Source organism: Pseudomonas sp. 22082 (assembly GCF_052046055.1).
Lineage (GTDB): Bacteria > Pseudomonadota > Gammaproteobacteria > Pseudomonadales > Pseudomonadaceae > Aquipseudomonas > Aquipseudomonas pharyngis.
Window position 1 is genome coordinate 47153 of sequence record NZ_JBQEQB010000014.1, and the last position, 26552, is coordinate 73704.

The window sequence follows — 26552 nt, forward strand, 5'->3', positions numbered from 1 at the left end:
GGTCGGCAACTTCGCCGAATGACTCGATATTTCACGGACAAAAAAATACCCCGCCGTTTTCACGGCGGGGCATTTTCATTGCGCTGGAGCTGCGGGGTGATTAAACGCCCGAAGCCTTCGCAGCGGCCACGTCTTTGATGGACAGCTTGATACGGCCGCGGTTGTCCACGTCCAGTACCAGCACTTCCACTTCCTGGCCTTCTTTCAGGATGTCGGTCACTTTCTCTACGCGAGCGTCGCTCAGCATCGAGATGTGAACCAGACCGTCCTTGCCCGGCAGGATGTTGACGAATGCGCCGAAGTCGACGATGCGCTCAACCTTGCCGACGTAGATCTTGCCGATCTCGGCCTCTGCGGTGATACCCAGAACGCGCTGACGTGCAGCTTCAGCCGCTTCCTTGGTTTCGCCGAAGATCTTGATCGAGCCGTCGTCTTCGATGTCGATCGAAGCCTTGGTTTCTTCGCAGATCGCACGGATGGTCGCGCCACCCTTACCGATAACGTCACGGATCTTGTCGGTGTCGATCTTCATCGCGATCATGGTCGGAGCGTTGGCCGACAGTTCGGTACGCGACTGGCCGATGATCTGGTTCATCTGGCCGAGGATGTTCAGGCGCGCTTCCAGGGCTTGGCCCAGAGCGATTTCCATGATCTCTTCGGTGATGCCCTTGATCTTGATGTCCATCTGCAGCGCGGTCACACCTTTGGCGGTACCGGCTACTTTGAAGTCCATGTCACCCAGGTGGTCTTCGTCACCCAGGATGTCGGTCAGGACGGCGAACTTCTCGCCTTCTTTAACCAGACCCATGGCGATACCGGCAACCGGTGCCTTCATCGGAACACCAGCGTCCATCAGGGCCAGGGAAGCGCCGCAAACGGAAGCCATCGAGCTCGAACCGTTGGATTCGGTGATTTCCGATACCACACGGATGGTGTACGGGAACACGTCAGCGGCAGGCAGCATGGCCGAAACCGAACGACGGGCCAGACGGCCGTGACCGATTTCGCGACGACCGGCGCCACCCATGCGACCACACTCGCCCACCGAGAACGGAGGGAAGTTGTAGTGCAGCATGAACGGGTCTTTTTTCTCGCCTTCCAGAGTGTCCAGCAGTTGCGCGTCACGGGCAGTGCCCAGAGTAGCGACTACCAGAGCCTGGGTTTCGCCACGGGTGAACAGTGCCGAACCGTGGGTCTTCGGCAGAACGCCGACTTCGATGTTCAGCGGACGTACGGTGCGGGTGTCGCGACCGTCGATACGTGGCTTGCCGTTAACGATGTTTTCGCGAACGGTGCGGTATTCGATTTCACCGAAAGCGGCTTTGACGTCGGCAGCCGAAGGCTGGCCTTCTTCGCCGGACAGCTTGGCCACGACCTGGTCACGCAGCTCGCCCAGACGCGCATAACGGTCGGCCTTGATGGTGATGGTGTAAGCCTGGGAGATCGCTTCGCCGAACTCGGAACGGATAGCGGCCAGCAACTCGGTGGCTTCTGGAGCAGGTGCCCAGGTCCAGGTTGGCTTGGCGGCTTCGGCAGCCAGTTCTTTAACGGCGTTGATCACGACCTGGAACTCGTCGTGAGCAAACAGTACTGCGCCCAGCATCTGGTCTTCGGTCAGCTCTTTGGCTTCCGATTCAACCATCAGCACGGCGTCCGAAGTACCGGCAACAACCATGTCCAGGCTCGAGGCAGCCTGCTGCTCGTAGGTCGGGTTCAGCAGGTAGCCGGTGCTTTCGTGGAAAGCAACGCGAGCGGCGCCGATCGGGCCGTCGAACGGAATGCCGGAGATCGCCAGGGCAGCCGAGGTACCGATCATCGCAGCGATGTCCGGATCGGTCTTCTTGCTGGTGGAAACGACGGTGCAGACAACCTGCACTTCGTTCATGAAACCTTCCGGGAACAGCGGACGGATCGGACGGTCGATCAGTCGGGAAGTCAGGGTTTCTTTCTCGGAAGGACGGCCTTCACGCTTGAAGAAACCGCCAGGGATCTTACCGGCAGCGTAAGTCTTTTCCTGGTAGTGAACGGACAGAGGGAAGAAGCCCTTGCCCGGATCGGCTTGCTTGGCACCGACTACGGTCACCAATACGCTGACGTCGTCGTCAACGGTGACCAATACTGCGCCGGAGGCCTGACGGGCGATACGGCCAGTCTCGAGGGTAACGGTCGACTGACCGAACTGGAATTTTTTGATTACCGGGTTCACGGTGTCCTACCTTCTTTGTGGCTCTTGGGGGAACTGGTTTCTTGCGAAATTCTTGGGCAATGCCGGGAATCGGCCCGACGCCTGTCCAGGGTAAAACGTGTATCCAGATAAAACTTGAGGCTGGGAGCCTGCCGGACGCCGGCGGAAACCCGCTGACGTCTGACAGACAACCAACCTCATAGCGCAATCGCTGATTAGCGACGCAGACCCAGGCGAGCGATCAGAGCGCTGTAACGGCTCACGTCCTTGCCTTTCAGGTAGTCCAGCAGCTTGCGACGCTGGTTAACCATGCGGATCAGACCACGACGGGAGTGGTGGTCTTTACCGTTGGCCTTGAAGTGACCTTGCAGTTTGTTGATGTTGGCGGTCAGCAGTGCAACTTGCACTTCTGGCGAACCAGTGTCACCAACAGCTTGCTGGTAGTCGGCAACGATTTGAGCTTTTTCTTGAACGTCGAGAGCCATGAGGCAATCCTTTTATCAGGAAACCGTTTCAAAAACAGTTTCAACAGGCCAGGGACAAATCCCTGTATCTATAAATGAGTAGTGACCGTGCCTGTTGACAGCCACACTCGCCGGCCTGTTGTTACACAGACCGGTTTCCGGTCATTCTGACCGAATCAGTCGACGCGGCGCGATGCGCCCGTCTTCGCTCACTTCACCGATACCGATGAAGCGACCGTTGTGATCCTGTACCCGCACCATGCCGAACTTCGGAGCATCCGGGGCACGTACCGGCTGGCCGTTGAGCCAGTAGAACGCGCTCGCTTCCGAGAACTGCAGCAACGGCCAATCCTGCAGGCCGCTGTCCGATGGCATCAGGAAGCGGTCGACCGCTTCGTTGCCGCCTTCGGCATGTACCGCTTCCAGCTCTTCGAGGGTCACGGTCTGCGCCAGGGTGAAAGGCCCGGCCTGGGTACGACGCAGTTCAGCGACGTACGCACCACAACCGAGTTGCTCACCGATATCCTCCACCAGGGTGCGAATATAGGTGCCCTTGCTGCAATCCACCGCGAGTCGCGCAGTATCGCCTTCGAAGGCCAGCAATTCCAAGCGCGCAATAGTAACAGAACGCGGTTCGCGCTCCACTACTTCGCCTGCACGGGCCAACTTGTACAGCGGCTGGCCATCACGCTTGAGAGCGGAGTACATCGGCGGTATCTGACTGATTTGCCCACGAAATTTCGGCAGAACCGCTTCAATGTCGGCCTGACCAACGGTCACCGGGCGCTCCTGCAAAACCTCACCTTCGGCGTCCGCCGTGGTGGTGGTCTTGCCCAGTTGCGCCAGGGTTTCATACCCCTTGTCGGAATCGAGCAGGTACTGCGAGAACTTGGTCGCCTCACCGAAGCACAGCGGCAGCACGCCGGTAGCCAGTGGATCGAGACTGCCGGTATGACCGGCCTTCTCGGCGTTGAGCAGCCAGCGAACCTTCTGCAACGCGGCGTTGGAGGTGAACCCCAACGGCTTGTCGAGCAGGATGATGCCGCTGACGTTACGACGGATACGTTTGACCTGAGCCACCGAGTTACTCCTTGGTGTCTTCGGGTTCTGCCGCAGCCACGTGCTGATTGTCCTCAGCCACGGCGCGCTCGATCAGGGCCGACAGGTGCGCACCCCGCACGACGCTTTCGTCGTAGTGGAAGTGCAATTGCGGCACGCTGCGCAGCTTCATTTCGCGGGCCAGCTGCATGCGCAGGAAACCGGCGGCAGCGTTGAGCACCTTGATGCTTTGCGCGATGTCTTCGGCGTTGTCCTGCCCCATCACGGTAATGAAGATCTTCGCGTGACCGACGTCACGGCTGACTTCCACAGCGGTAATGGTGACCAGGCCGACGCGCGGGTCTTTGACTTCACGACGGATCAGCTGGGCCAGCTCACGCTGCATCTGATCGCCGATACGTTGGGTACGGCTGTATTCTTTTGCCATGATTTGTTACCTGTTACTGCCCTGCGGTGAAACCCGCAAGGTCTGAAAGCGGCAAACGCCCGGCCTGACAAAAGCCAGACCGGGCGTTGCGTTTAGAGTCCTGACGCCGTGCCGCGCACTTGCATGCGGCGGCCCGACGTGGCCCTTGAAGTGCGCGAGTCAGAGGCTGCGAGCAACCTGAACCTTCTCGAAGACTTCGATCTTGTCGCCGACTTTGACGTCGTTGTAGCTCTTCACGCCGATACCGCATTCCATGCCGGCACGTACTTCGGAAGCGTCATCCTTGAAGCGGCGCAGGGATTCCAGCTCGCCTTCGAAGATCACGATGTCTTCACGCAGTACACGGATCGGACGGTTACGGTGCACAACACCTTCGATCACCATGCAACCAGCGATCGCGCCAAACTTCGGCGAACGGAACACGTCACGGACTTCGGCCACACCGAGGATGTTCTCGCGAACGTCGCTACCAAGCATACCGGTCAGGGCTTTCTTGACGTCTTCGATGATGTCGTAGATCACGTTGTAGTAACGCATGTCCAGACCTTCCTGCTCGACGATCTTCCGTGCGCCGGCATCGGCACGCACGTTGAAGCCGAACAGTACAGCGTTGGAAGCCAGTGCCAGGTTGGCGTCGGATTCGGTGATACCACCGACACCGCCACCGACCACGCGCACTTGCACTTCGTCGTTGCCCAGGCCATTCAGAGCGCCCTGCAAGGCTTCCAGCGAACCACGGACGTCGGATTTGAGGACGATGTTGAGCGTCTTCTTCTCTTCCTGGCCCATGCTTTCGAAGATGTTTTCCAGCTTGCCGGCGTGAGCGCGAGCCAGTTTGACTTCGCGGAACTTGCCTTGACGGAACAGTGCCACTTCACGGGCTTTCTTCTCGTCGGCAACCACGCTCATTTCGTCGCCGGCGTCAGGCGTACCGTCCAGGCCGAGGATCTCGACCGGAATGGCCGGACCCGCTTCCTTGATCGGCTTGCCGTTCTCGTCGAGCATGGCGCGCACGCGGCCATAGTTCGAGCCGACCAGCACCATGTCGCCTTGACGCAGCGTACCGTCCTGAACCAGAACGGTGGCTACCGGACCACGGCCCTTGTCGAGACGCGACTCAACCACGACGCCACGGCCAGGAGCCGAAGGAGTAGCGGTCAGTTCGAGAACTTCGGCTTGCAGCAATACAGCTTCAAGCAGTTCGTCGACGCCGGTACCCATCTTCGCGGAAACCGGAACGAATGGAGTGTCGCCACCCCAGTCTTCAGAGGTCACGCCGTGAGCCGACAGTTCGCTGCGGATGCGATCGAGATCAGCACCCGGCTTGTCGATCTTGTTCACCGCAACCACCAGCGGAACGCCAGCAGCAACAGCGTGCTGAACGGCTTCGATGGTTTGTGGCATCACGCCGTCGTCCGCCGCAACCACCAGGATCACGATGTCGGTCGCCTTGGCACCACGGGCACGCATGGCGGTAAACGCGGCGTGACCAGGGGTGTCGAGGAAAGTGACCATGCCGCGTTCGGTTTCAACGTGGTATGCACCGATGTGCTGGGTGATACCGCCGGCTTCGCCAGCAGCTACCTTGGCACGACGGATGTAGTCGAGCAGCGAGGTCTTACCGTGGTCAACGTGACCCATTACGGTCACGACCGGCGCACGAGGAACCGCTTCACCTTCGAACTTCAGGGACTCGGCCAGGGAATCTTCCAGGGCGGTGTCGCTGACCAGGGTCACTTTGTGGCCCAGTTCTTCTGCGACCAGCTGGGCAGTTTCCTGATCCAGTACCTGGTTGATGGTGGCCGGGGTGCCCAGCTTGAACATGAACTTGATGATTTCGGCAGCCTTGACCGACATCTGCTGGGCGAGATCGCCAACAGTGATGGTTTCGCCGATCTTCACTTCACGCACGACAGGGCCGGTCGGGCTCTGGAAACCGTGGGCGTTGCGTTTCTTCAGCTTGGCCTTGCCGCGACCGCCGCGACGGAAGCCATCGCTTTCTTCGTCGGTAGTGCGTGGCGCCACACGTGGAGCCGGAGCCTTTTCCTTGACCGATGCGCGATGCGGAGCGTTTTTGCGCTCGCCATCACCACCGCCACGACGGTTGTTGTCGTCAGCACGTGGTTTGTCCGGACGGCGCTGTTCGTCACGCTTGCGAGTGTCGGCAGCTGGCGCAGCAGCCACAACCGGCGCGGCTTCGCGCACGGGTTCGGCCACTGGCGCAGGGGCAGCGACGGCTTCGGCAGGAGCGGACGGCGCAGCAGGCTGGCGACGCGCTTCTTCTTCGGCGCGCACGCGGGCTTCTTCTTCAGCCTTCTGACGGGCAGCATTTTCTACTGCGCGACGTTCATCCAGTTCACGCTTGCGCTCGGCTTCGATTTCTTCCGGGCTACGCTGTACGAAAACTTTCTTCTTGCGGACTTCAACGCTGATGCTTTTGCTGCCAGCCACACGCAGGGTGCTGGTGGTTTTACGCTGCAGCGTGATCTTGCGTGGTTCTTCCACTTTCGCCTTGTGGCTGCTTTTCAAGTGGGTCAGCAGGGATTGCTTCTCACTGTCAGTCACATTTTCTTCGGCGGCGGTGTGCGGCAGACCTGCCTCACGCATCTGCTGCAACAGGCGCTCTACCGGTGTTTTGACCTCATCGGCCAGTTGTTTCACCGTGACTTGCGTCATGCACTTCTCTCCTCAGGCCGCGCCTAATTACTCGAACCAGTGGGCTCGGGCGGCCATGATCAACTTGCCGGCACGATCATCGTCAATGCCGTCGATGTCGAGCAGATCGTCAATAGACTGCTCGGCCAGGTCTTCGCGGGTAATTACGCCGCGCACCGCCAGTTCCATCGCCAAATCCTTGTCCATACCCTCAAGCGAGAGCAGGTCTTCGGCCGGATGGGCGTCTGCCAGCTTTTCCTCAGTAGCGATGGCTTTGGTCAACAAGCGATCCTTGGCACGAGCGCGAAGCTCGTTGACGATGTCCTCGTCAAAGCCGTCGATGTTGAGCATTTCTTCCAACGGTACGTAGGCAATCTCTTCCAGGCTGGTGAAGCCTTCGTCTACCAGCACCTGAGCCAGTTCTTCGTCGACTTCCAGCTCGTCGATAAAGTTGCGCAGGATGTCGCCGGTTTCCGCTTGTTGCTTAGCCTGGATGTCCGATTCGGTCATCACGTTCAGGGTCCAGCCAGTCAGCTGGCTCGCCAGACGCACGTTCTGACCACCACGACCGATGGCCTGAGCCAGATTGTCTGCGCCAACGGCGATGTCCATGGCATGGGCATCTTCGTCAACGATGATGGCCGCCACTTCTGCCGGCGACATGGCATTGATCACGAACTGCGCCGGGTTGTCGTCCCACAGGACGATATCGACACGCTCGCCACCCAACTCGCCCGACACGGCCTGGACGCGCGAACCGCGCATACCGATGCACGCGCCCTGCGGGTCGATGCGTTTGTCCTTGGAGCGGACAGCGATCTTGGCACGCGAACCCGGATCACGGGAGGCGGCCATCACTTCGATCAGGCCTTCAGCGATTTCCGGCACTTCGATACGGAACAGCTCGATCAGCATTTCCGGCGCGGTACGCGACAGGATCAGCTGAGGGCCGCGGTTCTCGGTGCGGATTTCCTTGAGCAGCGCACGCAGACGCACGCCAACACGGAAGGTTTCGCGAGAGATGATGTCTTCACGGGCCAGCAACGCTTCAGCGTTATTACCCAGGTCGACGATCACGTTGTCGCGGGTCACTTTCTTCACGGTGCCGGAGATGATTTCTCCCAGGCGCTCGCGATAAGCGTCAACCACTTGAGCGCGCTCGGCTTCGCGCACTTTCTGCACGATGACCTGCTTGGCGGTCTGCGCAGCGATGCGGCCGAACTCGATGGACTCGATCTTTTCTTCAACGACGTCGCCAACCTTGGCGCCAGGGTGCGTTTCAGCAACCTTGCTCGGCCAGGTTTCGATGGCCGGATCATCGAGATCATTCTCTTCGACGACCGTCCAGCGACGGAAAGTTTCGTAAGAACCGGTGTGGCGGTTGATTTCCACACGCAGATCAACTTCGTCTTCAAAACGCTTTTTGGTAGCAGTGGCCAGAGCCAGCTCCAGCGCTTCAAAAATTACGCTTGCCGGTACACCCTTTTCATTGGATACCGACTCAACAACCAGCAGTACTTCTTTGCTCATCGTACGCCTCGCCTTTCGCAAGCCATTGGATCCGCGGGATCCGCGTCTCAGTCAAAACTGGGAATAATGTTGGCCTTGTCGATCATATCGATCGGCAACAGGAACTCATGGTCATCTACCTGCACCACGACGTCCTGTTCTTCTACACCGCGCAGAAGGCCCTGAAAGTTGCGTCGACCTTCAAAAGGCGAGCGCAGCTTGATCTTCACTTGTTCACCGACATATTTGGCAAACTGCTCAAGAGTGAACAGTGGGCGTTCCATGCCTGGCGAGGAAACTTCAAGGGTGTATTCAACGGAGATCGGATCTTCAACATCCAGCACACCGCTGATCTGACGGCTGACGATGGCACAATCGTCCACCAGTACGCCGCCTTCCTTATCGATATAAACGCGCAACATTGAGTGGCGACCTTGAGCCGAAAACTCAATACCCCAGCATTCATAGCCTAGGGCCACGACCACCGGGGCCAGCAAGGCCTGCAACTCTTCTAGCTTGCTCGACACCTGAACCCCCTCGTGCATGTATGTGCATGCTATGCAAAATAAAAAAATGGGCGAAACGCCCATCCTTGAAACGCCGTCGAACAGCGGCGTTGAAAGTGTCCAGCTAACAAAAAGCCCCTTAAAAGGGGCTCCTTAAACTGGTTGCGGGGGCCGGATTTGAACCGACGACCTTCGGGTTATGAGCCCGACGAGCTACCAGACTGCTCCACCCCGCGACAAAGCTGGGGCGGAAGTATACGACCGATCCCTTTTAGGGTCAATGTAACCTTCCACCTGCAAGAAAGCCCGCAACAGCGGGCTCTCCTGACTAATTGGTACCGAGAAGGGGACTCGAACCCCTACACCCTATGGGCACAACCACCTCAAGGTTGCGTGTCTACCAATTCCACCACCTCGGCAATACTACGTTTGAAACCCTTCTTACTTCTGCTCTTGAGCTGGAGGTACGTCAGTCGCTGGAGTAGCCGACTTTTGCTCTTGAAGCACCGGGACATCATCAGAAGCCGGTTGTTGCTTTGGAACTTCCAACACTGCCGGGTTTGGCAAACCTGCTTGAGTCAGCTGATGAGCCTTCTCTTTAGCAAAGTATCCTAACCCCAAGCTGGTTATGAAGAAACCGGCGGCAAGTATAGCAGTAAACTTACTAAGAAAGGTAGAGGAACCTTGGCTTCCGAACACAGTATTTGAAGCACCTGCTCCGAAAGACGCGCCAGCGTCCGCACCTTTACCCTGCTGCAGCAAAACCAGAGCAACTACGCCCAATGCACCCAGCAGATGAAAAACGACTACGACTGTTTCCAGCATTTTTTCAGTTTCCCGCGGCGCGACAAATCGCACCGAACTCATCTGCATTCAGGGAAGCTCCACCAATGAGCCCCCCATCGATATCCGGCATGCCGAACAGTTCGACCGCATTGGCCGCCTTCACGCTGCCGCCGTATAGAAGCCGCACACCTCGTGCCACTTCAGAATTCTCTGCCGCCAACTGCTCGCGAATGGCTTTATGCACATCCTGAGCCTGTTGCGGCGTTGCAGTCAGCCCGGTACCAATCGCCCAGACCGGCTCGTAAGCGATCACTGCGTTGGCAAAAGCACCGACACCCAGCTCCTCGATGATACTGCCCAGCTGACGCCCGACAACCTCAAGAGTCTTTCCGGCTTCGCGCTGCTCCAGGGTCTCCCCTACACACAACACCGGAATCAAGCCACATGCCTGTGCCGCTGCGAACTTGCGATTCAGCATTCCGTCTCGCTCACCCATGATCTGGCGGCGTTCGGAGTGCCCGACAAGCACCAGGGAACAACCTGCATCCACCAACTGACTCGGCGCAATCTCGCCTGTCAACGCACCTTGCATGGACTCCACCGCAGAATTCTGCGCACCGACCGAGATCGATTTGCCTTTCAAGCCATCAATCACTTGATTGATATACAAGCAAGGCGGGAATACCGCGACATCAACACCGCTTGGCAAGGCCAGATGACGAAGGCCGTTGATCAGCTCAGCGACGCTGGCGCGGGTACCGTGCATCTTCCAGTTACCAGCTACCATAGGGCGACGCATGCTGTACCTCGTCGGTCAAAGTGGGCGCAGATGTTACCCAACACAATCATGGCTGGCAAGCCGAATCAGGCAGAAACTTCAGTTACCAGTTTTGCCAGTTCTTCGGCATAGCCACGAACCTGGATTTCGTCCTCGCCTTCGACCATCACACGTACCAGAGGCTCTGTCCCGGACTTGCGCAAAAGCACACGCCCGCGCCCCGCCATAGCCTGGGTTACGCGTGCGCTCGCCTCCTTGACAGCCGGGTGCTCCAGCGGGCTGTCGCCACCGCCGAAGCGCACGTTGATCAGCACTTGAGGACACTTACGCAGGGCCTGACGAGTTTGCGCCAGACCTTCGTTGCGTGTTTTCAATGCCATCAGCACCTGCAACGCCGCAATGATCGCATCGCCAGTCGTCGTGTGGTTGAAGCAAACGACATGTCCGGAGTTCTCGCCCCCGACCAGCCAATCGCGCTCCAGCAATTCGGCAATCACATAGCGGTCGCCGACATTTGCACGCACAAAAGGAATACCCAGATCCGCCAGAGCCAACTCCAGGCCCAGATTGCTCATCAGCGTACCGACCACACCGCCCTGCAATTTGCCTCGCTCATGCAGATCGCGCGCGATGATGAAAATCAGCTCGTCACCATCGACTATCGCCCCGGTGTGGTCGACCATCAGCACCCGATCACCATCACCATCGAAGGCGATACCCAGATCCGCATGCTCGGACAACACCGCCGCCTGCAATTGCCCCATGTGCGTGGAGCCACAGTTGTCATTGATGTTCAGACCGTTCGGCTGAGCCGACAGAACGACGACCTCGGCACCCAGCTCACGGAAAACACTCGGCGCAACTTTATAGGTGGCACCGTGCGCGCAGTCGATGACAATCTTCAGTCCGGAAAAACTGGTGCCGGTCGGCACAGAGCTCTTGCAAAACTCGATATAGCGACCGGACGCATCATTGATTCGCGACACCTTGCCAATCTTGCTCGACTCCACAACAGTCATTGGCGTATCGAGCAATTCCTCGATCATCAGTTCCAGCTCATCGGGCAGCTTGGTGCCCTTGCCGGAGAAAAACTTGATGCCGTTATCGTCATGCGGATTGTGTGATGCACTGATCACGATTCCGGCCTCAGCCTGGAATGTACGCGACAGGTAGGCGATGGCCGGAGTCGGCATCGGACCGAGCAGCATTACATCGGCGCCCGCAGATGTCAGACCAGCCTCAAGTGCCGATTCGAACATGTAGCCGGAAATCCGCGTGTCCTTGCCGACCAGCACCTTGCAGGCACCCATCTTGCGAAAGGCCATACCGGCAGCCCAGCCGAGCTTAAGCATGAAGTCCGGAGTAATCGGGTATTCCCCGACGCGACCACGAATCCCGTCGGTACCAAAATATTTCTTGCTCATAAGTGCTCCATCATTCTTATTCGGCTGATTCCACGGCTGCGAGCATTCGCACCACGTCCACCGTTTCCGCCACATCATGGACGCGCAATATACGCGCGCCTTTCACCGATGCCAGTGCAGCCAGTGCCAAACCGCCATACAGACGCTCACCCACGGGGCGATTCAATGCATGGCCGATCATGCTTTTGCGCGAAACGCCCACCAATAGCGGCCGCCCCAACGCATGCAGGGCTTCCATATGCTTGAACAAGCTTAGATTGTGCTGCAGGGTTTTGGCGAAGCCGAAGCCCGGATCAAGAATGATCCGCTCGGCCGGAATGCCTGCCTCCTCGCACTGAGCCATGCGTTCGGCAAGAAATTCGCCCACTTCCCGGGTGACATCCTGATAACGCGGATCATCCTGCATATCGCCAGGCTCGCCGAGCATGTGCATCAGGCACACGGGCAATCCCGTGGCCGCCGCCGCATCAAGCGCGCCATCCCGCCGTAGCGAACGAACGTCGTTGATCAAGCCAGCACCCAAACGCGCTGTTTCGCGCATGACCGCCGGAGTGGACGTATCGACCGATATGACCACATCCAGTTCGCGATTGATAAGCTCGACGACGGGAGCGACACGTTCCAGCTCCTCCAACGGAGAAACCGCCCGCGCGCCCGGGCGGGTCGACTCGCCGCCCACATCGATCAGCGTTGCACCCGCCGCAACCATGGCTTCGGCATGACGCAAGGCCGCGTCGAGCTGGCTGTATCGGCCACCGTCGGAAAAAGAATCAGGAGTGACATTGAGAATGCCCATGACATGCGTCCGGGCCAAATCAAGAACCCGGTTGCCGCAAGGCAACCGGGTCAGGGACTGTACAGAAGTCATTTCAAACCTTAAACGTCGGCAGCCGGACCGCCAATCGGTGTTTCCGGACGCTCACCCTGAATGACAGGCGGTGTGCCAGTACCGGTGCCGCCCGACCAATCGCGAGGCTCGCGAGGTGTACGACCAGCCATGATGTCGTCGATCTGCTCGGCATCGATCGTCTCGTACTTCATCAGTGCATCCGCCATGGCATCGAGCTTGTCGCGGTTGTCCGTGAGGATCTGTTTGGCCGTGCCGTAGCACTGATCGATGATGCTGCGTACTTCAGAGTCGATCAGCTTGGCTGTCTCACCGGAGAAGCTGGCATTCTGACCGCCACCGCCGCGACCGAGGAATACTTCCCCCTCTTCTTCGGCGTACATCAACGGACCGAGTTTTTCCGACAGACCCCACTTGGTCACCATGTTCCGCGCAATCTGACTCGCACGCATGATGTCGTTGGAAGCACCAGTCGTCACACCGTCAAAGCCCAAAGTCATCTCTTCAGCAATACGGCCGCCGTACAGCGAGCAGATCTGACTGATCAGCGCACGCTTGGACAGGCTGTAACGATCTTCTTCCGGCAGAAACATGGTCACACCCAACGCACGACCGCGAGGGATGATCGACACCTTGTAGACCGGATCATGCTCGGGCACGACGCGACCGACAATGGCGTGGCCTGCTTCGTGATAAGCGGTGTTCTGCTTTTCCTTCTCGGACATGACCATGGATTTGCGCTCGGCGCCCATCATGATCTTGTCTTTGGCCAGTTCGAATTCTTTCATTTCGACGATGCGCTTGCCGGCACGGGCAGCAAACAGCGAAGCCTCGTTGACCAGGTTCGCCAGGTCGGCGCCGGAGAAACCCGGAGTACCACGTGCGATAACAGCCGGAGCAACGTCATCACCCATTGGCACTTTACGCATGTGAACCTTGAGGATCTGCTCGCGACCACGGATGTCCGGCAAGCCGACCACCACCTGACGGTCGAAACGACCCGGACGCAGCAAAGCAGGGTCCAGCACGTCAGGACGGTTGGTCGCGGCGATGACGATGATGCCGTCATTCATTTCGAAACCGTCCATCTCGACCAGCAACTGGTTGAGAGTCTGTTCGCGCTCGTCGTGACCGCCGCCCATACCGGCGCCACGATGGCGACCAACGGCGTCGATCTCGTCGATGAAGATGATGCATGGTGCGTGTTTCTTGGCCTGTTCGAACATGTCACGAACGCGGCTGGCACCGACACCGACGAACATTTCGACGAAGTCGGAACCGGAAATGGTGAAGAACGGCACCTTGGCTTCACCGGCAATCGCCTTGGCCAGCAAGGTTTTACCGGTACCCGGAGGACCAACCATCAGCACGCCGCGAGGAATGCGGCCGCCCAGGCGCTGGAACTTGCCCGGATCACGGAGGAACTCGACCAGTTCACCCACTTCTTCCTTGGCTTCGTCGCAACCAGCAACGTCAGCCAGTGTGGTTTTCACCTGATCTTCGGACAGCAGACGCGCCTTGCTCTTGCCGAAGCTCATCGGCCCGCCCTTACCGCCAGCGCCGCCCTGCATCTGGCGCATGAAGAACATGAACACCGCGATGATCACCAGGATCGGGAAGCTGGCTACCAGAAGCTGGGTCCAGATACTTTGCTGCTCAGGCTGCTTGCCTTCGACCACGACGTGGTTGTCGACCAGGTCGCCGATCAAGCCATTGTCCTGGATTGCCGGACGAATGGTCTTGAAGCTGTCGCCATCGTTGCGCTTGCCGGTAATCACGTAGCCGTCGACGGCCACGCGCTCGACCTTGCCATCCTTGACCTGCTGGATGAAGTCGGAATAGTTGAGGGTCTGCGGCTCGTTAGGGCTGGAGAAGTTGTTCATCACCGTCACCAGGACTGCCGCGATGATCAACCACAGGATCAGATTCTTTGCCATATCGTTCAATTAACTACCCTCTGAAGCAAGCTCCGCTACTGGCGCGCGCTTCGCATGATATTCACCGGCCTAACTTACTACATTACCTACAGCTCTGGCAGGCGCCGTCTGTAACCCTTTGTGAAACACTTTCTACACAATATTCGCTTATGCGCGCGGGGCGAAATACGAAAAACCTATCACCCCGCCAAAAAACCTCGTTTTACTCGCTACGACCGCGGTAGCCCCATGCCAGCATATATTGCTCACGAGAGCTGCCACGAGAGGAGTCCGGCTTGATCATCTGGATCTTGTCGAACTTCTTGCGAGCATCCTTCAGGTAGACATCGAACCCTTCGCCCTGAAAAATCTTGATCACGAAATTGCCACCCGGCTTGAGTATCCTTTCCGCCAGATCAAGCGCCAGCTCGCAAAGGAACATGGCTTTTGGCATGTCCACTTCAGGCGTACCACTCATATTGGGGGCCATATCGGAAATCACAAGGTCCACCTGCGAATTACCCACAGCCTCAAGGATCTGAGCGAGCACTGCATCCTCGGTGAAGTCACCCTGGATGAAAGTCACGTCCGGGATGCTGTCCATTTCCAGGATGTCCGAGGCGATCAGTCGCCCCTGACCACCGATCAGCCGGCTGGTGACCTGCGACCAGCCGCCAGGCGCCGCGCCCAGGTCGACGACGTTCATGCCCGGACGGATCAGTTTGTATTTCTCCTGGATCTCCAGAAGCTTGTAACTCGCACGCGAGCGGTAGCCATCCTTCTGCGCTTGCTTCACATAGGGATCATTGACATGTCTTTTCAGCCAACCAAGGCTTGTCTTGGAACGCGCCATTGGGCACCTCGTTGATTAGGGTCGTGATTAATTGGGCGGATCCACGAGCCCTCGGGTAAAATGGCCGCCATTTTACAGAATCCAGACGAAAGGGTCAGATTATGCCGCTCACTCCAGAGCAGAAGAAACAGTACAAATCCATTGGTCACCACCTGAAACCAGTTCTGACTGTGGCTGACAACGGTTTGACTGAGGGTGTTTTAGCCGAACTCGAACGCGCATTGGCAGATCACGAGCTGATCAAGATCAAGCTCAACATCCTCGATCGCGAGGCGCGCCTGGCGTCCGTTGCAGAGCTGTGCAAGACCGGCAAGGCCGATCTGGTTCAAGTCATCGGCAAGATGGCACTGATTTACCGCAAGAACTTCAGCGTCAACAAGCAACTGTCGAACGTCCATCGCTTCAAGTGATGGCAAGGGTCAAGGGTGTGCTTCGCGCACCCTGCCACTCCATCCCGGCACCGGCTGCAATACCAGCACCAACCCGGAAAAACCCAACACAAGAAAGCTGAACACCTGCCAGCGCTGCGCATCCGGCCAGCCGACACGCACTGCGACAAACATCGCACACGCATACAACGCCATCAGCAACACCTGCCCGCGAAAATCCCGCCATAGACTGGCAAGGCCCTCGGCCTGTACCAGCACCAAAGCCTGAAATATCACGCACGCGACGGCAAAACCCACTACCGCCACTTCAAACGTACTTGCAACCTCATCGATCAGCAGCGGAGCCAGGCCAATCTGACCCAGCACCGGCCGCAGACCGAGGTGTACCAGCCACAGGCCACCGACCCACAACATCTGGGCCAGTTGCCAGAGCATCGCGCCCGCACGCAACGGGCGCCCACCCTCAGATGTGACGGACTTCGACAATCTCGTACTCGATATCGCCACCTGGCGTTTTCACGACGACCGTATCGCCCTCTTCCTTGGCAATCAAGGCGCGGGCGATTGGCGAACCTACCGAAATCTTGCCGAGCTTGATGTCCGCTTCGTCCTCACCCACGATCTGGTAAGTGACGCTTTCATCAGTCTCGACGTTGGCGATTTCGACGGTGGTGCCGAAAATCACTTTGCCGGTGTGCGGAATGGTCGTCACATCAATGATCACCGCGTTCTGCAGGCGACCTTCGATGTCACGGATCCGCGCTTCGACCATGCCCTGCTGTTCGCGGGCGGCATGGTATTCAGCGTTTTCCTTCAAGTCACCCAACTCGCGGGCCGTACCGATGTCCTGGCTGAGCTTCGGACGAACGACCTTGGTCAGGTGAGCATGCTCTTCTTCCAGGGCCTTGGAGCCCTGGACGGTCATTGGGTATTTATTCATGCCTTCAATCCTGCGTGTAGATCCTGCAAGCGGCGTACGGTCTTCTCGGGACCAAACTTCAGCGCTTCACAGATAGCTTCGCCAGCAGCAATGGTGGTAGTGCAGTAAATCTTGTGCTGCAAGGCGTTACGGCGAATGGAATAGGAATCGGCGATCGATTGACGACCTTCGGTGGTGTTGATGATCAGAGTGACTTCGTCATTCTTGATCATGTCGACCACATGCGGACGCCCCTCGGTCACCTTGTTCACGCGACGCACTTTCAGACCTGCGGCTTCGATCAGCTTGGCAGTGCCGGCGGTGGCGACGACTTCGAAGCCCAAGTTGATCAGATCACGGGCCACGCCTGCAACCAGTGGCTTGTCATCATCGCGGACGCTGATGAACGCGGTACCGCCGGTCGGCAGCACTTCGCTGGCGCCCATCTGGGCTTTGGCGAAGGCTTCGCCGAAGGTGTCGCCGACGCCCATCACTTCACCGGTGGACTTCATCTCAGGGCCGAGGATCGGGTCAACGCCAGGGAATTTGGCGAACGGGAACACCGCCTCTTTCACGCTGTAGAAGTTCGGAATGATTTCCTTGGTGAAGCCGATTTCCTTCAGGGTTTTACCGGCCATCACGCGAGCCGCGACCATTGCCAGGGAAATACCGATGCACTTGGACACGAAAGGTACGGTACGGGAAGCACGCGGGTTGACTTCGATGACGTAGATGTCTTCGCCTTGCAGCGCCAACTGAACGTTCATCAGGCCGACCACGCCCAGTTCCAGGGCCATTTTCTTGACCTGTTCACGCATTTCGTCCTGGATGTGCGCCGGCAGCGAATACGGCGGTAGCGAGCACGCGGAGTCACCGGAGTGAACGCCCGCCTGTTCGATGTGCTGCATGATCGCGCCGATCACGACGTCCTTGCCGTCGCAGACCGCATCCACGTCCATCTCGATGGCGCAGTTGAGGAAGTGGTCGAGCAGCACCGGGCTGTCGTTCGACACTTGAACCGCGTCACGCAGGTAACGCTTGAGTTCTTCTTCCTTGTAGACGATTTCCATCGCCCGGCCGCCCAGTACGTAGGACGGACGCACCACCAGCGGGTAGCCGATCTTCGCAGCGGCGCGAACAGCTTCGTCTTCGCTGCGCACGGTGGCGTTTGGCGGCTGACGCAGGTTCAGGCGCTCGACCATTTGCTGGAAGCGCTCACGGTCTTCGGCGCGGTCGATGGCATCAGGGCTGGTGCCGATGATCGGCACGCCGGCTGCTTCCAGGGCGCGAGCCAGCTTCAGAGGCGTCTGGCCGCCGTACTGGACGATCACGCCTTTCGGCTTCTCGACGCGGCAGATTTCCAGCACGTCTTCCAGGGTCACCGGCTCGAAGTACAGACGGTCGGAAGTGTCGTAGTCAGTGGAAACGGTTTCCGGGTTGCAGTTGACCATGATGGTCTCGTAACCGTCATCGCGCAGCGCCAGTGCCGCGTGAACGCAGCAGTAGTCGAACTCGATGCCCTGACCGATACGGTTCGGGCCACCGCCGAGGATGATGATCTTGTCGCGACCGGACGGCGCGGCTTCGCACTCTTCCTCGTAGGTCGAGTACAGGTAGGCGGTGTCGGTGGCGAACTCGGCCGCGCAAGTGTCGACGCGCTTGTAGACCGGGAACACTTCCAGCTTGTGGCGGTGAGTACGCAGGTTCTTCTCGGTGACGCCCAGCAGCTTGGCCAGACGCTGGTCGGAGAAACCTTTGCGCTTGAGCTTGTACATCAGATCGCGGTCGATAGCGGACAGACCGAGGGTCTTGACCTTCTCTTCGTCCTTGATCAGATCTTCGATCTGCACCAGGAACCACGGATCGATCATGTTCATGCCGAAGATTTCTTCGACGGTCATGCCGGCGCGGAAGGCGTCCGCCACGTACCAGATACGCTCGGCGCCCGGCACGGTCAGTTCGCGCTTGAGCACACTCATGCTTTCCGGGTTGCTCAGGTCGACTTTTTCGTCCAGACCGCAAACACCCACTTCCAGACCGCGCAGGGCTTTCTGCAGGGATTCCTGGAAGGTACGGCCGATGGCCATGACTTCACCGACCGACTTCATCTGAGTGGTCAGACGCGCGTCAGCGTTGGCGAACTTCTCGAAAGCGAAGCGCGGCAGCTTGGTCACGACGTAGTCGATGGACGGCTCGAAGGACGCCGGGGTACGGCCGCCGGTGATGTCGTTCTGCAATTCGTCGAGGGTGTAACCGACGGCCAGCTTGGCCGCGATCTTGGCGATCGGGAAACCGGTGGCTTTCGAGGCCAGAGCCGACGAGCGGGATACACGCGGGTTCATCTCGATCACGACCATGCGGCCAGTGTCCGGGCAGATACCGAACTGAACGTTGGAACCGCCGGTCTCGACGCCGATCTCGCGCAGTACCGCCAGCGAGGCGTTACGCAGGATCTGGTATTCCTTGTCGGTCAGGGTCTGAGCTGGAGCAACGGTGATCGAGTCACCGGTGTGCACGCCCATCGGGTCGAAGTTTTCGATCGAGCAGACGATGATGCAGTTGTCCTTTTTGTCGCGGACAACTTCCATTTCATATTCTTTCCAGCCGATCAGCGATTCGTCGATCAGCAGCTCTTTGGTTGGCGACAGGTCCAGACCACGGGCGCAGATTTCTTCGAACTCTTCACGGTTGTAAGCGATACCGCCACCAGTGCCGCCCATGGTGAAGGACGGACGGATGATGCACGGGAAGCCCAAGCGCTCGAGCACCGCGTTGGCTTCTTCCATGCTGTGGGCGATACCCGAACGCGGGCATTCCAGGCCGATGGCTTTCATCGCCTTGTCGAAACGCGAGCGGTCTTCAGCCTTGTCGATGGTGTCGGCATTGGCACCGATCATCTCTACGCCGAACTTCTCCAGAACGCCTTCGCGCTCCAGGTCCAGGGCACAGTTCAGAGCAGTCTGGCCGCCCATGGTTGGCAGCACGGCATCCGGACGCTCTTTTTCGATGATCTTGGCAACGGTCTGCCACTTGATCGGCTCGATGTAGGTGGCGTCGGCCATGTCCGGGTCGGTCATGATGGTGGCCGGGTTGGAGTTCACCAGGATGACGCGGTAACCCTCTTCGCGCAGGGCTTTACAGGCCTGGGCGCCGGAGTAGTCGAATTCGCAGGCCTGGCCGATAACGATCGGGCCAGCGCCGAGAATCAGGATGCTTTTAATGTCTGTACGTTTTGGCATGGGTTTGTCACTCAAATCCGCAGGTCAGTCGGCAAGCCGTCTTGATCGATTTCTGAAGTCCCGAGGGGGCCGCCGGTTCCGGGGCCGCCCTCGAGGGGCTTCTCGCTACAGTCTCAAGGCGAGCGCTTAGCGTCGCTTGGCCATCTCGTTGATGAAGCGGTCAAACAGGGGGGCCACATCGTTCGGGCCCGGGCTCGCTTCAGGGTGACCCTGGAAGCTGAACGCGCTCTTGTCGGTACGCTCGATGCCTTGCAGGGTGCCGTCGAACAGCGATTTATGGATCGCGCGGACGTTGGCTGGCAGGGTCGCTTCGTCAACCGCAAAACCGTGGTTCTGGCTGGTGATCATCACGACGCCAGTGTCCAGATCCTGAACCGGGTGGTTGGCACCGTGGTGGCCGTGGCCCATTTTCAGGGTCTTGGCGCCAGAGGCCAGAGCCAGCAGCTGGTGACCGAGGCAGATGCCGAAGACCGGAATTTCGGTTTCCAGCACTTCCTTGATGGCCTTGATCGCGTAGTCGCAAGGCTCCGGGTCACCAGGGCCGTTGGACAGAAACACGCCGTCCGGCTTCAGTGCGAGCACGTCGGCAGCCGGGGTTTGCGCCGGAACCACGGTCACGCGGCAACCGCGCTCGACCAGCATGCGCAGGATGTTGACCTTGACGCCGTAGTCGTAGGCAACCACGTGATATGGCAGCTCGGAGGCTTCGATGGTCGCGTGGCTGTCGGTTTTCAGATCCCAGACAGTGGAGCGCCATTCGTATTGGGTCTTGGTGCTGACGACTTTCGCCAGGTCCATGCCCTTCAGGCCCGGGAAGCCTTGCGCAGCGGCGATGGCCGCCTCTTCGGAAATGTTGTCGCCGGCCATGATGCAGCCGTTCTGTGCGCCTTTTTCACGCAGGATGCGGGTCAGGCGGCGGGTGTCGATACCGGCGATCGCCACAACATTATTGGCTTTCAGGTAATCGGACAGGGACATCGTGTTACGCCAGTTGCTCGCTACCAGCGGCAGGTCACGGATGACCAGACCAGCGGACCAGACGCGGTCGGACTCGGCGTCTTCCGGCGTCGTGCCGGTGTTGCCGATGTGCGGGTAAGTCAGGGTAACGATCTGTTGGGCGTAGGAAGGATCGGTAAGGATTTCCTGATAGCCGGTCATTGCGGTGTTGAACACCACCTCACCAACGGTCTGACCGTCGGCTCCAATGGCTTCGCCGCGAAAAATGCTGCCATCAGCAAGGGCGAGTATGGCTGGCTTAGTCAAGAAGACCTCCCGTAAATAACGCATGAAAGGGCAATCGCAGGTTGTAAAAAAGCGGAGTGACGTATGGACACGTCACCCCGCTTCTTCACTGAATTATTCTGCGCGCTTTTAGTGGACACACTAAAGCTGTAGCTTACAGAAAAAGGGATTTTTGGTCTACCGCCAATGAGCCTGAAAGGCCGGAGAATGCGACAGGGCGTCGCTCAGCGGATTGAAACCGGCACAAACAGGGCGTTTGCGCCGGCTTCAGAACATCTCAATGCAGGTCGAGCACGTCCTGCATGTCGTACAAACCAGGCTCGCGAGCATCCAGCCACAACGCCGCACGCACCGCGCCCCTGGCAAACGTCATGCGACTCGAAGCCTTGTGCGTGATCTCCAGACGTTCGCCTTCGCAGGCAAACAGCACCGTGTGATCGCCCACTACATCACCACCGCGAACAGTGGCGAAGCCGATGGTCTCACGCTCACGGGCACCGGTGTGACCTTCACGACCATAGACCGCAACCTTCTGCAGATCACGATCCAGCGCATTGGCGATCACTTCACCCATGCGCAGGGCCGTGCCCGATGGCGCATCGATCTTGTGGCGGTGATGGGCCTCAATGATTTCGATGTCCGCATCTTCCGCCAACACCCGTGCCGCCATGTCGAGCAGCTTCAGCGAAAGGTTGACGCCGACACTGAAGTTGGCGGCGAACACGATCGGAATATCCTTGCCCGCCTCGGCCAGCAACTGCTTCTGCGCAGCATCCAGCCCGGTCGTGCCGATCACCATCGCCTTGCCCGCCTTGCGGCAGAAGGCCAGGTTTTTCAGCATCACTTCCGGCAAGGTGAAGTCGATCAACACATCGAACTCTTCCGCCACCGACTCCAGATTCCCGGACAGCGGCACGCCGATTCGACCGAGCGAAGCCAGCTCACCGGCATCCACACCGATCAGCGTACTGCCAGGGCGGACAATCGCAGCCGTCAAACCGGTCAGCGGCGCGCGCTGCTGCACCGCCTCGACCAGAATCTTGCCCATGCGCCCGGCAGCGCCCATCACAGCTATACGTCGCATGCCGACTCCTTACAGATCGCCGAAGAAGCGTTTCACACCGTCGAACCAACCGGTGGTTTTCGGGGAGTGGCTGTTGTCGTCCGCCAGGGAACTGCGGAACTCTTCCAGCAATTCACGCTGACGACGGTTCAGATTGACCGGCGTCTCGACGGCCACACGACACATCAGGTCGCCCGCACCACCGCCACGCACTGGCGCCACGCCCTTGCCGCGTACGCGGAACTGCTTGCCGGTCTGCGTCCCTTCCGGAATCTTCAGTTTGACGCGACCGTCGAGGGTCGGAATTTCCAGCTCGCCACCCAGGGCCGCGTCGACAAAGCTGATCGGCACTTCGCAGAACAGGTGCTTGCCGTCACGCTGGAAGATGTCGTGTTCGCGGACGTTGATCACCACGTACAGGTCACCGGTCGGACCACCCTGAGTGCCCGCTTCGCCTTCGCCGGACAGACGAATGCGGTCACCGGTGTCGACACCGGCCGGCACTTTGACGGAAAGGGTTTTGTATTCTTCGACACGACCGTCGCCGTGGCAGGAATCGCACGGATCGGAAATGATCTTGCCCTGGCCATGGCAGCGCGGGCAGGTCTGCTGCACCGAGAAGAAGCCTTGTTGCATGCGCACCTGACCGATGCCGCCGCAAGTCGGGCAAGTCGATGGCGACGAGCCTTTCTTGGCGCCCGAACCGTCGCATGGTTTGCAATTGACCAGCGTCGGAACGCGGATATTCACGGTCGTACCGCGTACCGCTTCTTCCAGGTTCAGCTCGAGGGTGTAACGCAAATCGCTGCCGCGCTGAGCGCCGCCACGGGAACCGCCGCGACCGCCACCGAAGAAGTCACTGAAGACATCACCGAAGATGTCGGAGAAGTTCTGACCGCCGAAGCCTGCACCGCCGCCACCCATGCTCGGGTCGACGCCGGCATGACCGTACTGATCGTACGCTGCACGCTTGCTGGAATCGGACAGCACTTCGTAGGCTTCGTTGGCCTCCTTGAACAGATCTTCCGACGCCTTGTCACCGGGATTACGGTCCGGGTGGTGCTTCATCGCCAGACGGCGATAGGCCTTTTTCAGGTCTGCTTCGCTTGAGCCGCGCTCAACACCCAACACTTCGTAATAGTCACGCTTAGCCATAAGTTCTTCATACTCTTGAGGACGTTCGGCAAATCCCTCCTGAGCTTCGCCAAACTCGTTGAGCCCCAATACAGGCCCGGACCCAACTCACGTCAATTCAACGATCCTGGTCTTTGGTTCATGCGGTATTTGCGGCGCGAAAAGCAGGAGCATTCCCGGCCATACCGCCAGCACCCTGGGGCGGACTGAATGACTTGTCCGTTAGGCAATTTCGATGCCTGAGCACCATACCCTGCGTTGCTGCTCCTCCCCATAGCGCGCTATGAGTCGTCGCAGCGCCTTGGTTATGGAGCCCAGTCATCTGAACTTGCTCTAACGAACAAGTCACTCAATCCGCCGTTGTCGCATGCTGTAAAAATTCGCGTATTCCAGATACGCCAACGCGGGAGCAAGCTCCCGCGCGGCGACATCCTACCAGTCACCGCCGCAAGGCAGTCAACCGGGCGACCAACAACTTACTTGTGGTCTTTGACTTCTTCGAACTCGGCATCGACAACATCGTCAGCCTTTTCAGCTTTCTCGTCGTGCGGTGCCGCGCCTTCAGGCTGAGCCTGTTCGGCGTACATCTTCTGGGCAACCGGCGCAGAGACTTTCGACAGCTCTTCAACCTTGGCGTCGATGGCAGCCTTGTCGTCGCCTTTGACGGCAGCTTCCAGGGCAACCACGGCCGCTTCGATTGCAGTCTTCTCTTCTGCAGTCACTTTGTCGCCAGCGTCAGCGATCATCTTGCGAGTCGAGTGAACCAGTGCATCACCCTGGTTACGGGCAGCGGCCAGCTCTTCGAACTTGCGGTCCTCCTCGGCGTTCAGCTCGGCGTCGCGCACCATTTTCTGGATTTCTTCATCCGACAGACCAGAGTTGGCCTTGATGGTGATCTTCTGCTCTTTGCCAGTCGCCTTGTCCTTCGCACCTACGTGCAGGATGCCGTTGGCGTCGATGTCGAAGGTCACTTCGATCTGCGGAACGCCACGTGGAGCTGGTGGAATGTCGGCCAGATCGAACTTGCCCAGGGACTTGTTCTGTGCGGCTTGCTTGCGCTCGCCTTGCAGGACGTGAATGGTCACGGCGCCCTGGTTGTCGTCGGCGGTCGAGAACACTTGCGATTTCTTGGTAGGAATCGTGGTGTTTTTCTCGATCAGCGCGGTCATCACGCCACCCATGGTTTCGATACCCAGGGTCAGCGGGCTGACGTCAAGCAGCAGAACGTCTTTCACGTCACCGGCCAGAACGGCGCCCTGGATCGCAGCACCCATGGCAACAGCTTCGTCCGGGTTCACGTCTTTACGTGCTTCTTTACCGAAGAAATCGGTAACTGCCTTCTGCACCAGTGGCATACGAGTCTGACCACCAACCAGAATGACGTCGTCAATTTTGCTGACGTCGATACCGGCGTCCTTCAGAGCAATACGGCATGGCTCGATGGTACGGTTCACCAGATCTTCGACCAGCGACTCGAGCTTGGCACGAGAGATCTTCACGTTCAGGTGCTTAGGACCAGTCGCGTCTGCTGTGATGTACGGCAGGTTGACGTCGGTCGACTGCGAAGAAGACAGCTCGATCTTGGCTTTCTCAGCGGCTTCTTTCAGACGCTGCAAGGCCAGAGGATCGTTCTTCAGGTCCATGCCGGACTCTTTCTTGAACTCGTCGACGAGGTAGTCGATCAGGCGCATGTCGAAGTCTTCACCACCCAGGAAGGTGTCACCGTTGGTGGCCAGCACTTCGAACTGGTGCTCGCCGTCAACTTCAGCGATTTCGATCACGGAAACGTCGAAAGTACCACCACCCAGGTCGTAAACGATCACGGTGTGATCGCCCTTGGCCTTGTCCATGCCATAAGCCAGAGCGGCTGCGGTTGGTTCGTTGATGATACGTTTTACGTCCAGACCGGCGATGCGACCAGCATCTTTAGTCGCCTGACGCTGACTGTCGTTGAAGTAGGCCGGAACGGTGATCACCGCTTCGGTCACCGCTTCGCCGAGGTAGTCTTCGGCGGTCTTCTTCATCTTTTTCAGGACTTCGGCGCTGATTTGCGGCGGAGCCATCTGCTTGCCGGAAGCCTCGACCCAGGCGTCACCGTTGTTGGCCTTGACGATCTTGTAAGGCACCAGCTTGATGTCTTTCTGTACAACTTCTTCGTCGAAGCGGCGGCCAATCAGGCGCTTCACTGCGAACAGTGTGTTGTGCGGGTTGGTCACAGCCTGACGCTTGGCGGACTGACCTACCAGAATTTCACCATCATTGGCGTAAGCAATGATCGACGGCGTTGTACGCGCGCCTTCGGCGTTCTCAATAACTTTGGCCACGCCGTTTTCCAGCACGGAGACGCAGGAGTTGGTAGTCCCCAGGTCGATACCGATAATTTTGCCCATGTTCACTCTCCCGAAACTTTGGATTTTTTTGCCGCAGCAGTGGTGGCTAACTGCGGTAATACTTAAACGCTTGACTTCTAAATGGGGGCCTTGCGGCTAATTTCAAGCCTTCTCGTCAATCGAAGGCGAAACTGGCGCCGGCGCCTTGCTGACCACGACCATCGCCGGACGCAGCAGGCGACCGTTGAGCTGGTAGCCCTTCTGGAATACCTTCAGAATGCTGTTCGGCTCCAGGACATCACTTTCCTGCATGGCCATTGCCTGATGTTCCACGGCGTTGAACGGTTCGCCTTCCTGCGGGCTGACAGCTACAAGCTGATAACGCGTGAGGGTGTCGTGAAACATTTTCAGGGTCAGCTCGATGCCTTCGCGCATCGGACGGATGCTTTCGTCATCCGGGCTCGACAGCTCGAGGCCGCGCTCCAGGCTGTCGACGATCGGCAGCAGGTCGCCGGCGAATTTTTCCAGCGCAAACTTGTGCGCCTTTTCGACATCCTGCTCGGCACGGCGGCGGACGTTCTGCAGATCGGCAGCTACGCGCAGCGATTGATCCTGCGCGGCGGCCAATTGCTCTTCGAGCACTTGTACACGGGTCGCCAGGTCATCACCCGAAGTCTCGGGCGCCTGATTGGCTTCTGGGTTTTGCGTATCTACTGTCTGTTCGTCAGCCATAGAATTCTCCTTTCAATATCGTCCGCGAGTTCGATTCGCGCTTCTGCCCCGGTATATGGGGCCGCAAAATCAGGCTTCAAGGGCTGACAACGATT

Annotated in this window: 22 protein-coding genes and 2 tRNA genes; 1 reads left to right on the top strand and 23 read right to left on the bottom strand. The window is 58.6% G+C overall.

Translation table 11 applies throughout. The features are described from left to right. Nucleotides 1-100 precede the first annotated feature (100 nt). From pnp to rlmE, 15 genes are all read right to left on the bottom strand, one after another. A complete protein-coding gene (gene pnp, locus ACTJK9_RS17310) occupies nucleotides 101-2206 on the bottom strand; it encodes a polyribonucleotide nucleotidyltransferase (protein WP_011332410.1) in 2106 nt (701 codons plus the stop codon). 194 nt (nucleotides 2207-2400) lie between these two features. Next, nucleotides 2401-2670: a 30S ribosomal protein S15 gene (rpsO, locus tag ACTJK9_RS17315; RefSeq protein ID WP_011332409.1), complete on the bottom strand. Its 270-nt coding sequence runs from the start codon at nucleotides 2668-2670 to the stop codon at nucleotides 2401-2403. A 141-nt stretch (nucleotides 2671-2811) separates the two neighbouring features. Continuing rightward, nucleotides 2812-3729: a tRNA pseudouridine(55) synthase TruB gene (truB, locus tag ACTJK9_RS17320; RefSeq protein ID WP_007953739.1), complete on the bottom strand. Its 918-nt coding sequence runs from the start codon at nucleotides 3727-3729 to the stop codon at nucleotides 2812-2814. Between the two features lie 4 nt (nucleotides 3730-3733). Further along, nucleotides 3734-4135 (bottom strand): 30S ribosome-binding factor RbfA, encoded by a 402-nt coding sequence (gene rbfA / locus ACTJK9_RS17325; RefSeq protein WP_007953741.1) that lies wholly within the window; start codon nucleotides 4133-4135, stop codon nucleotides 3734-3736. A 159-nt stretch (nucleotides 4136-4294) separates the two neighbouring features. Continuing rightward, complete coding sequence (infB, locus tag ACTJK9_RS17330) at nucleotides 4295-6811, bottom strand: translation initiation factor IF-2 (RefSeq protein WP_064593340.1); 2517 nt, start codon at nucleotides 6809-6811, stop codon at nucleotides 4295-4297. Between the two features lie 27 nt (nucleotides 6812-6838). After that, nucleotides 6839-8320, bottom strand: a complete 1482-nt coding sequence (gene nusA, locus ACTJK9_RS17335) for a transcription termination factor NusA (RefSeq protein WP_003221546.1) — start codon at nucleotides 8318-8320, stop codon at nucleotides 6839-6841. Between the two features lie 47 nt (nucleotides 8321-8367). After that, nucleotides 8368-8826 carry a ribosome maturation factor RimP gene (gene rimP, locus ACTJK9_RS17340; protein WP_039769696.1) on the bottom strand — a complete coding sequence of 153 codons (459 nt, stop codon included), beginning with the start codon at nucleotides 8824-8826 and terminating at the stop codon, nucleotides 8368-8370. Nucleotides 8827-8964: 138 nt separating this feature from the next. Continuing rightward, nucleotides 8965-9041: transfer RNA gene (locus ACTJK9_RS17345), tRNA-Met, on the bottom strand. Nucleotides 9042-9138: 97 nt separating this feature from the next. Further along, a tRNA-Leu gene (locus ACTJK9_RS17350) sits at nucleotides 9139-9224 on the bottom strand. 22 nt (nucleotides 9225-9246) lie between these two features. Further along, nucleotides 9247-9630, bottom strand: coding sequence for a preprotein translocase subunit SecG (gene secG, locus ACTJK9_RS17355; protein WP_011332406.1), 384 nt, complete (start codon nucleotides 9628-9630; stop codon nucleotides 9247-9249). Between the two features lie 4 nt (nucleotides 9631-9634). Further along, complete coding sequence (tpiA, locus tag ACTJK9_RS17360; RefSeq protein WP_007953744.1) at nucleotides 9635-10390, bottom strand: triose-phosphate isomerase; 756 nt, start codon at nucleotides 10388-10390, stop codon at nucleotides 9635-9637. 65 nt (nucleotides 10391-10455) lie between these two features. Next, on the bottom strand, nucleotides 10456-11793 hold the full coding sequence (gene glmM, locus ACTJK9_RS17365) for a phosphoglucosamine mutase (RefSeq protein ID WP_039769173.1): 1338 nt from the start codon (nucleotides 11791-11793) through the stop codon (nucleotides 10456-10458). A 16-nt stretch (nucleotides 11794-11809) separates the two neighbouring features. Further along, nucleotides 11810-12661, bottom strand: coding sequence for a dihydropteroate synthase (gene folP, locus ACTJK9_RS17370; RefSeq protein WP_074691907.1), 852 nt, complete (start codon nucleotides 12659-12661; stop codon nucleotides 11810-11812). Nucleotides 12662-12669: 8 nt separating this feature from the next. Then, nucleotides 12670-14577, bottom strand: a complete 1908-nt coding sequence (gene ftsH / locus ACTJK9_RS17375) for an ATP-dependent zinc metalloprotease FtsH (RefSeq protein WP_011332403.1) — start codon at nucleotides 14575-14577, stop codon at nucleotides 12670-12672. A gap of 202 nt (nucleotides 14578-14779) precedes the next feature. Beyond that, on the bottom strand, nucleotides 14780-15409 hold the full coding sequence (gene rlmE, locus ACTJK9_RS17380) for a 23S rRNA (uridine(2552)-2'-O)-methyltransferase RlmE (RefSeq protein WP_007953751.1): 630 nt from the start codon (nucleotides 15407-15409) through the stop codon (nucleotides 14780-14782). Nucleotides 15410-15510: 101 nt separating this feature from the next. Here rlmE and ACTJK9_RS17385 point away from each other — a divergent pair, with 101 nt between their 5' ends. Continuing rightward, entirely contained in the window at nucleotides 15511-15819 is a 309-nt protein-coding gene (locus ACTJK9_RS17385) for a YhbY family RNA-binding protein (RefSeq protein ID WP_007953753.1), read from the top strand. 9 nt (nucleotides 15820-15828) lie between these two features. On the opposite strand, the gene ACTJK9_RS17390 is transcribed toward ACTJK9_RS17385, so the two are convergent. The 8 genes from ACTJK9_RS17390 to grpE form a co-directional block, all read right to left on the bottom strand. Further along, nucleotides 15829-16233 (bottom strand): hypothetical protein, encoded by a 405-nt coding sequence (locus tag ACTJK9_RS17390; protein WP_007953755.1) that lies wholly within the window; start codon nucleotides 16231-16233, stop codon nucleotides 15829-15831. Between the two features lie 28 nt (nucleotides 16234-16261). Continuing rightward, nucleotides 16262-16738 carry a transcription elongation factor GreA gene (greA, locus tag ACTJK9_RS17395; RefSeq protein ID WP_007953757.1) on the bottom strand — a complete coding sequence of 159 codons (477 nt, stop codon included), beginning with the start codon at nucleotides 16736-16738 and terminating at the stop codon, nucleotides 16262-16264. Next, nucleotides 16735-19956 (bottom strand): carbamoyl-phosphate synthase large subunit, encoded by a 3222-nt coding sequence (gene carB, locus ACTJK9_RS17400; protein WP_039769162.1) that lies wholly within the window; start codon nucleotides 19954-19956, stop codon nucleotides 16735-16737. The genes greA and carB overlap by 4 nt, the downstream gene beginning before the upstream one ends. A 126-nt stretch (nucleotides 19957-20082) precedes the next feature. Then, nucleotides 20083-21219, bottom strand: coding sequence for a glutamine-hydrolyzing carbamoyl-phosphate synthase small subunit (gene carA, locus ACTJK9_RS17405; RefSeq protein ID WP_064593337.1), 1137 nt, complete (start codon nucleotides 21217-21219; stop codon nucleotides 20083-20085). Between the two features lie 256 nt (nucleotides 21220-21475). Further along, nucleotides 21476-22282, bottom strand: a complete 807-nt coding sequence (dapB, locus tag ACTJK9_RS17410) for a 4-hydroxy-tetrahydrodipicolinate reductase (RefSeq protein ID WP_440815061.1) — start codon at nucleotides 22280-22282, stop codon at nucleotides 21476-21478. A gap of 9 nt (nucleotides 22283-22291) precedes the next feature. After that, nucleotides 22292-23416 carry a molecular chaperone DnaJ gene (gene dnaJ / locus ACTJK9_RS17415; protein WP_039769159.1) on the bottom strand — a complete coding sequence of 375 codons (1125 nt, stop codon included), beginning with the start codon at nucleotides 23414-23416 and terminating at the stop codon, nucleotides 22292-22294. 455 nt (nucleotides 23417-23871) lie between these two features. After that, a complete protein-coding gene (gene dnaK / locus ACTJK9_RS17420) occupies nucleotides 23872-25785 on the bottom strand; it encodes a molecular chaperone DnaK (RefSeq protein WP_064593336.1) in 1914 nt (637 codons plus the stop codon). A 102-nt stretch (nucleotides 25786-25887) separates the two neighbouring features. Further along, nucleotides 25888-26457: a nucleotide exchange factor GrpE gene (gene grpE, locus ACTJK9_RS17425; RefSeq protein WP_039769154.1), complete on the bottom strand. Its 570-nt coding sequence runs from the start codon at nucleotides 26455-26457 to the stop codon at nucleotides 25888-25890. Nucleotides 26458-26552: the final 95 nt, after the last annotated feature.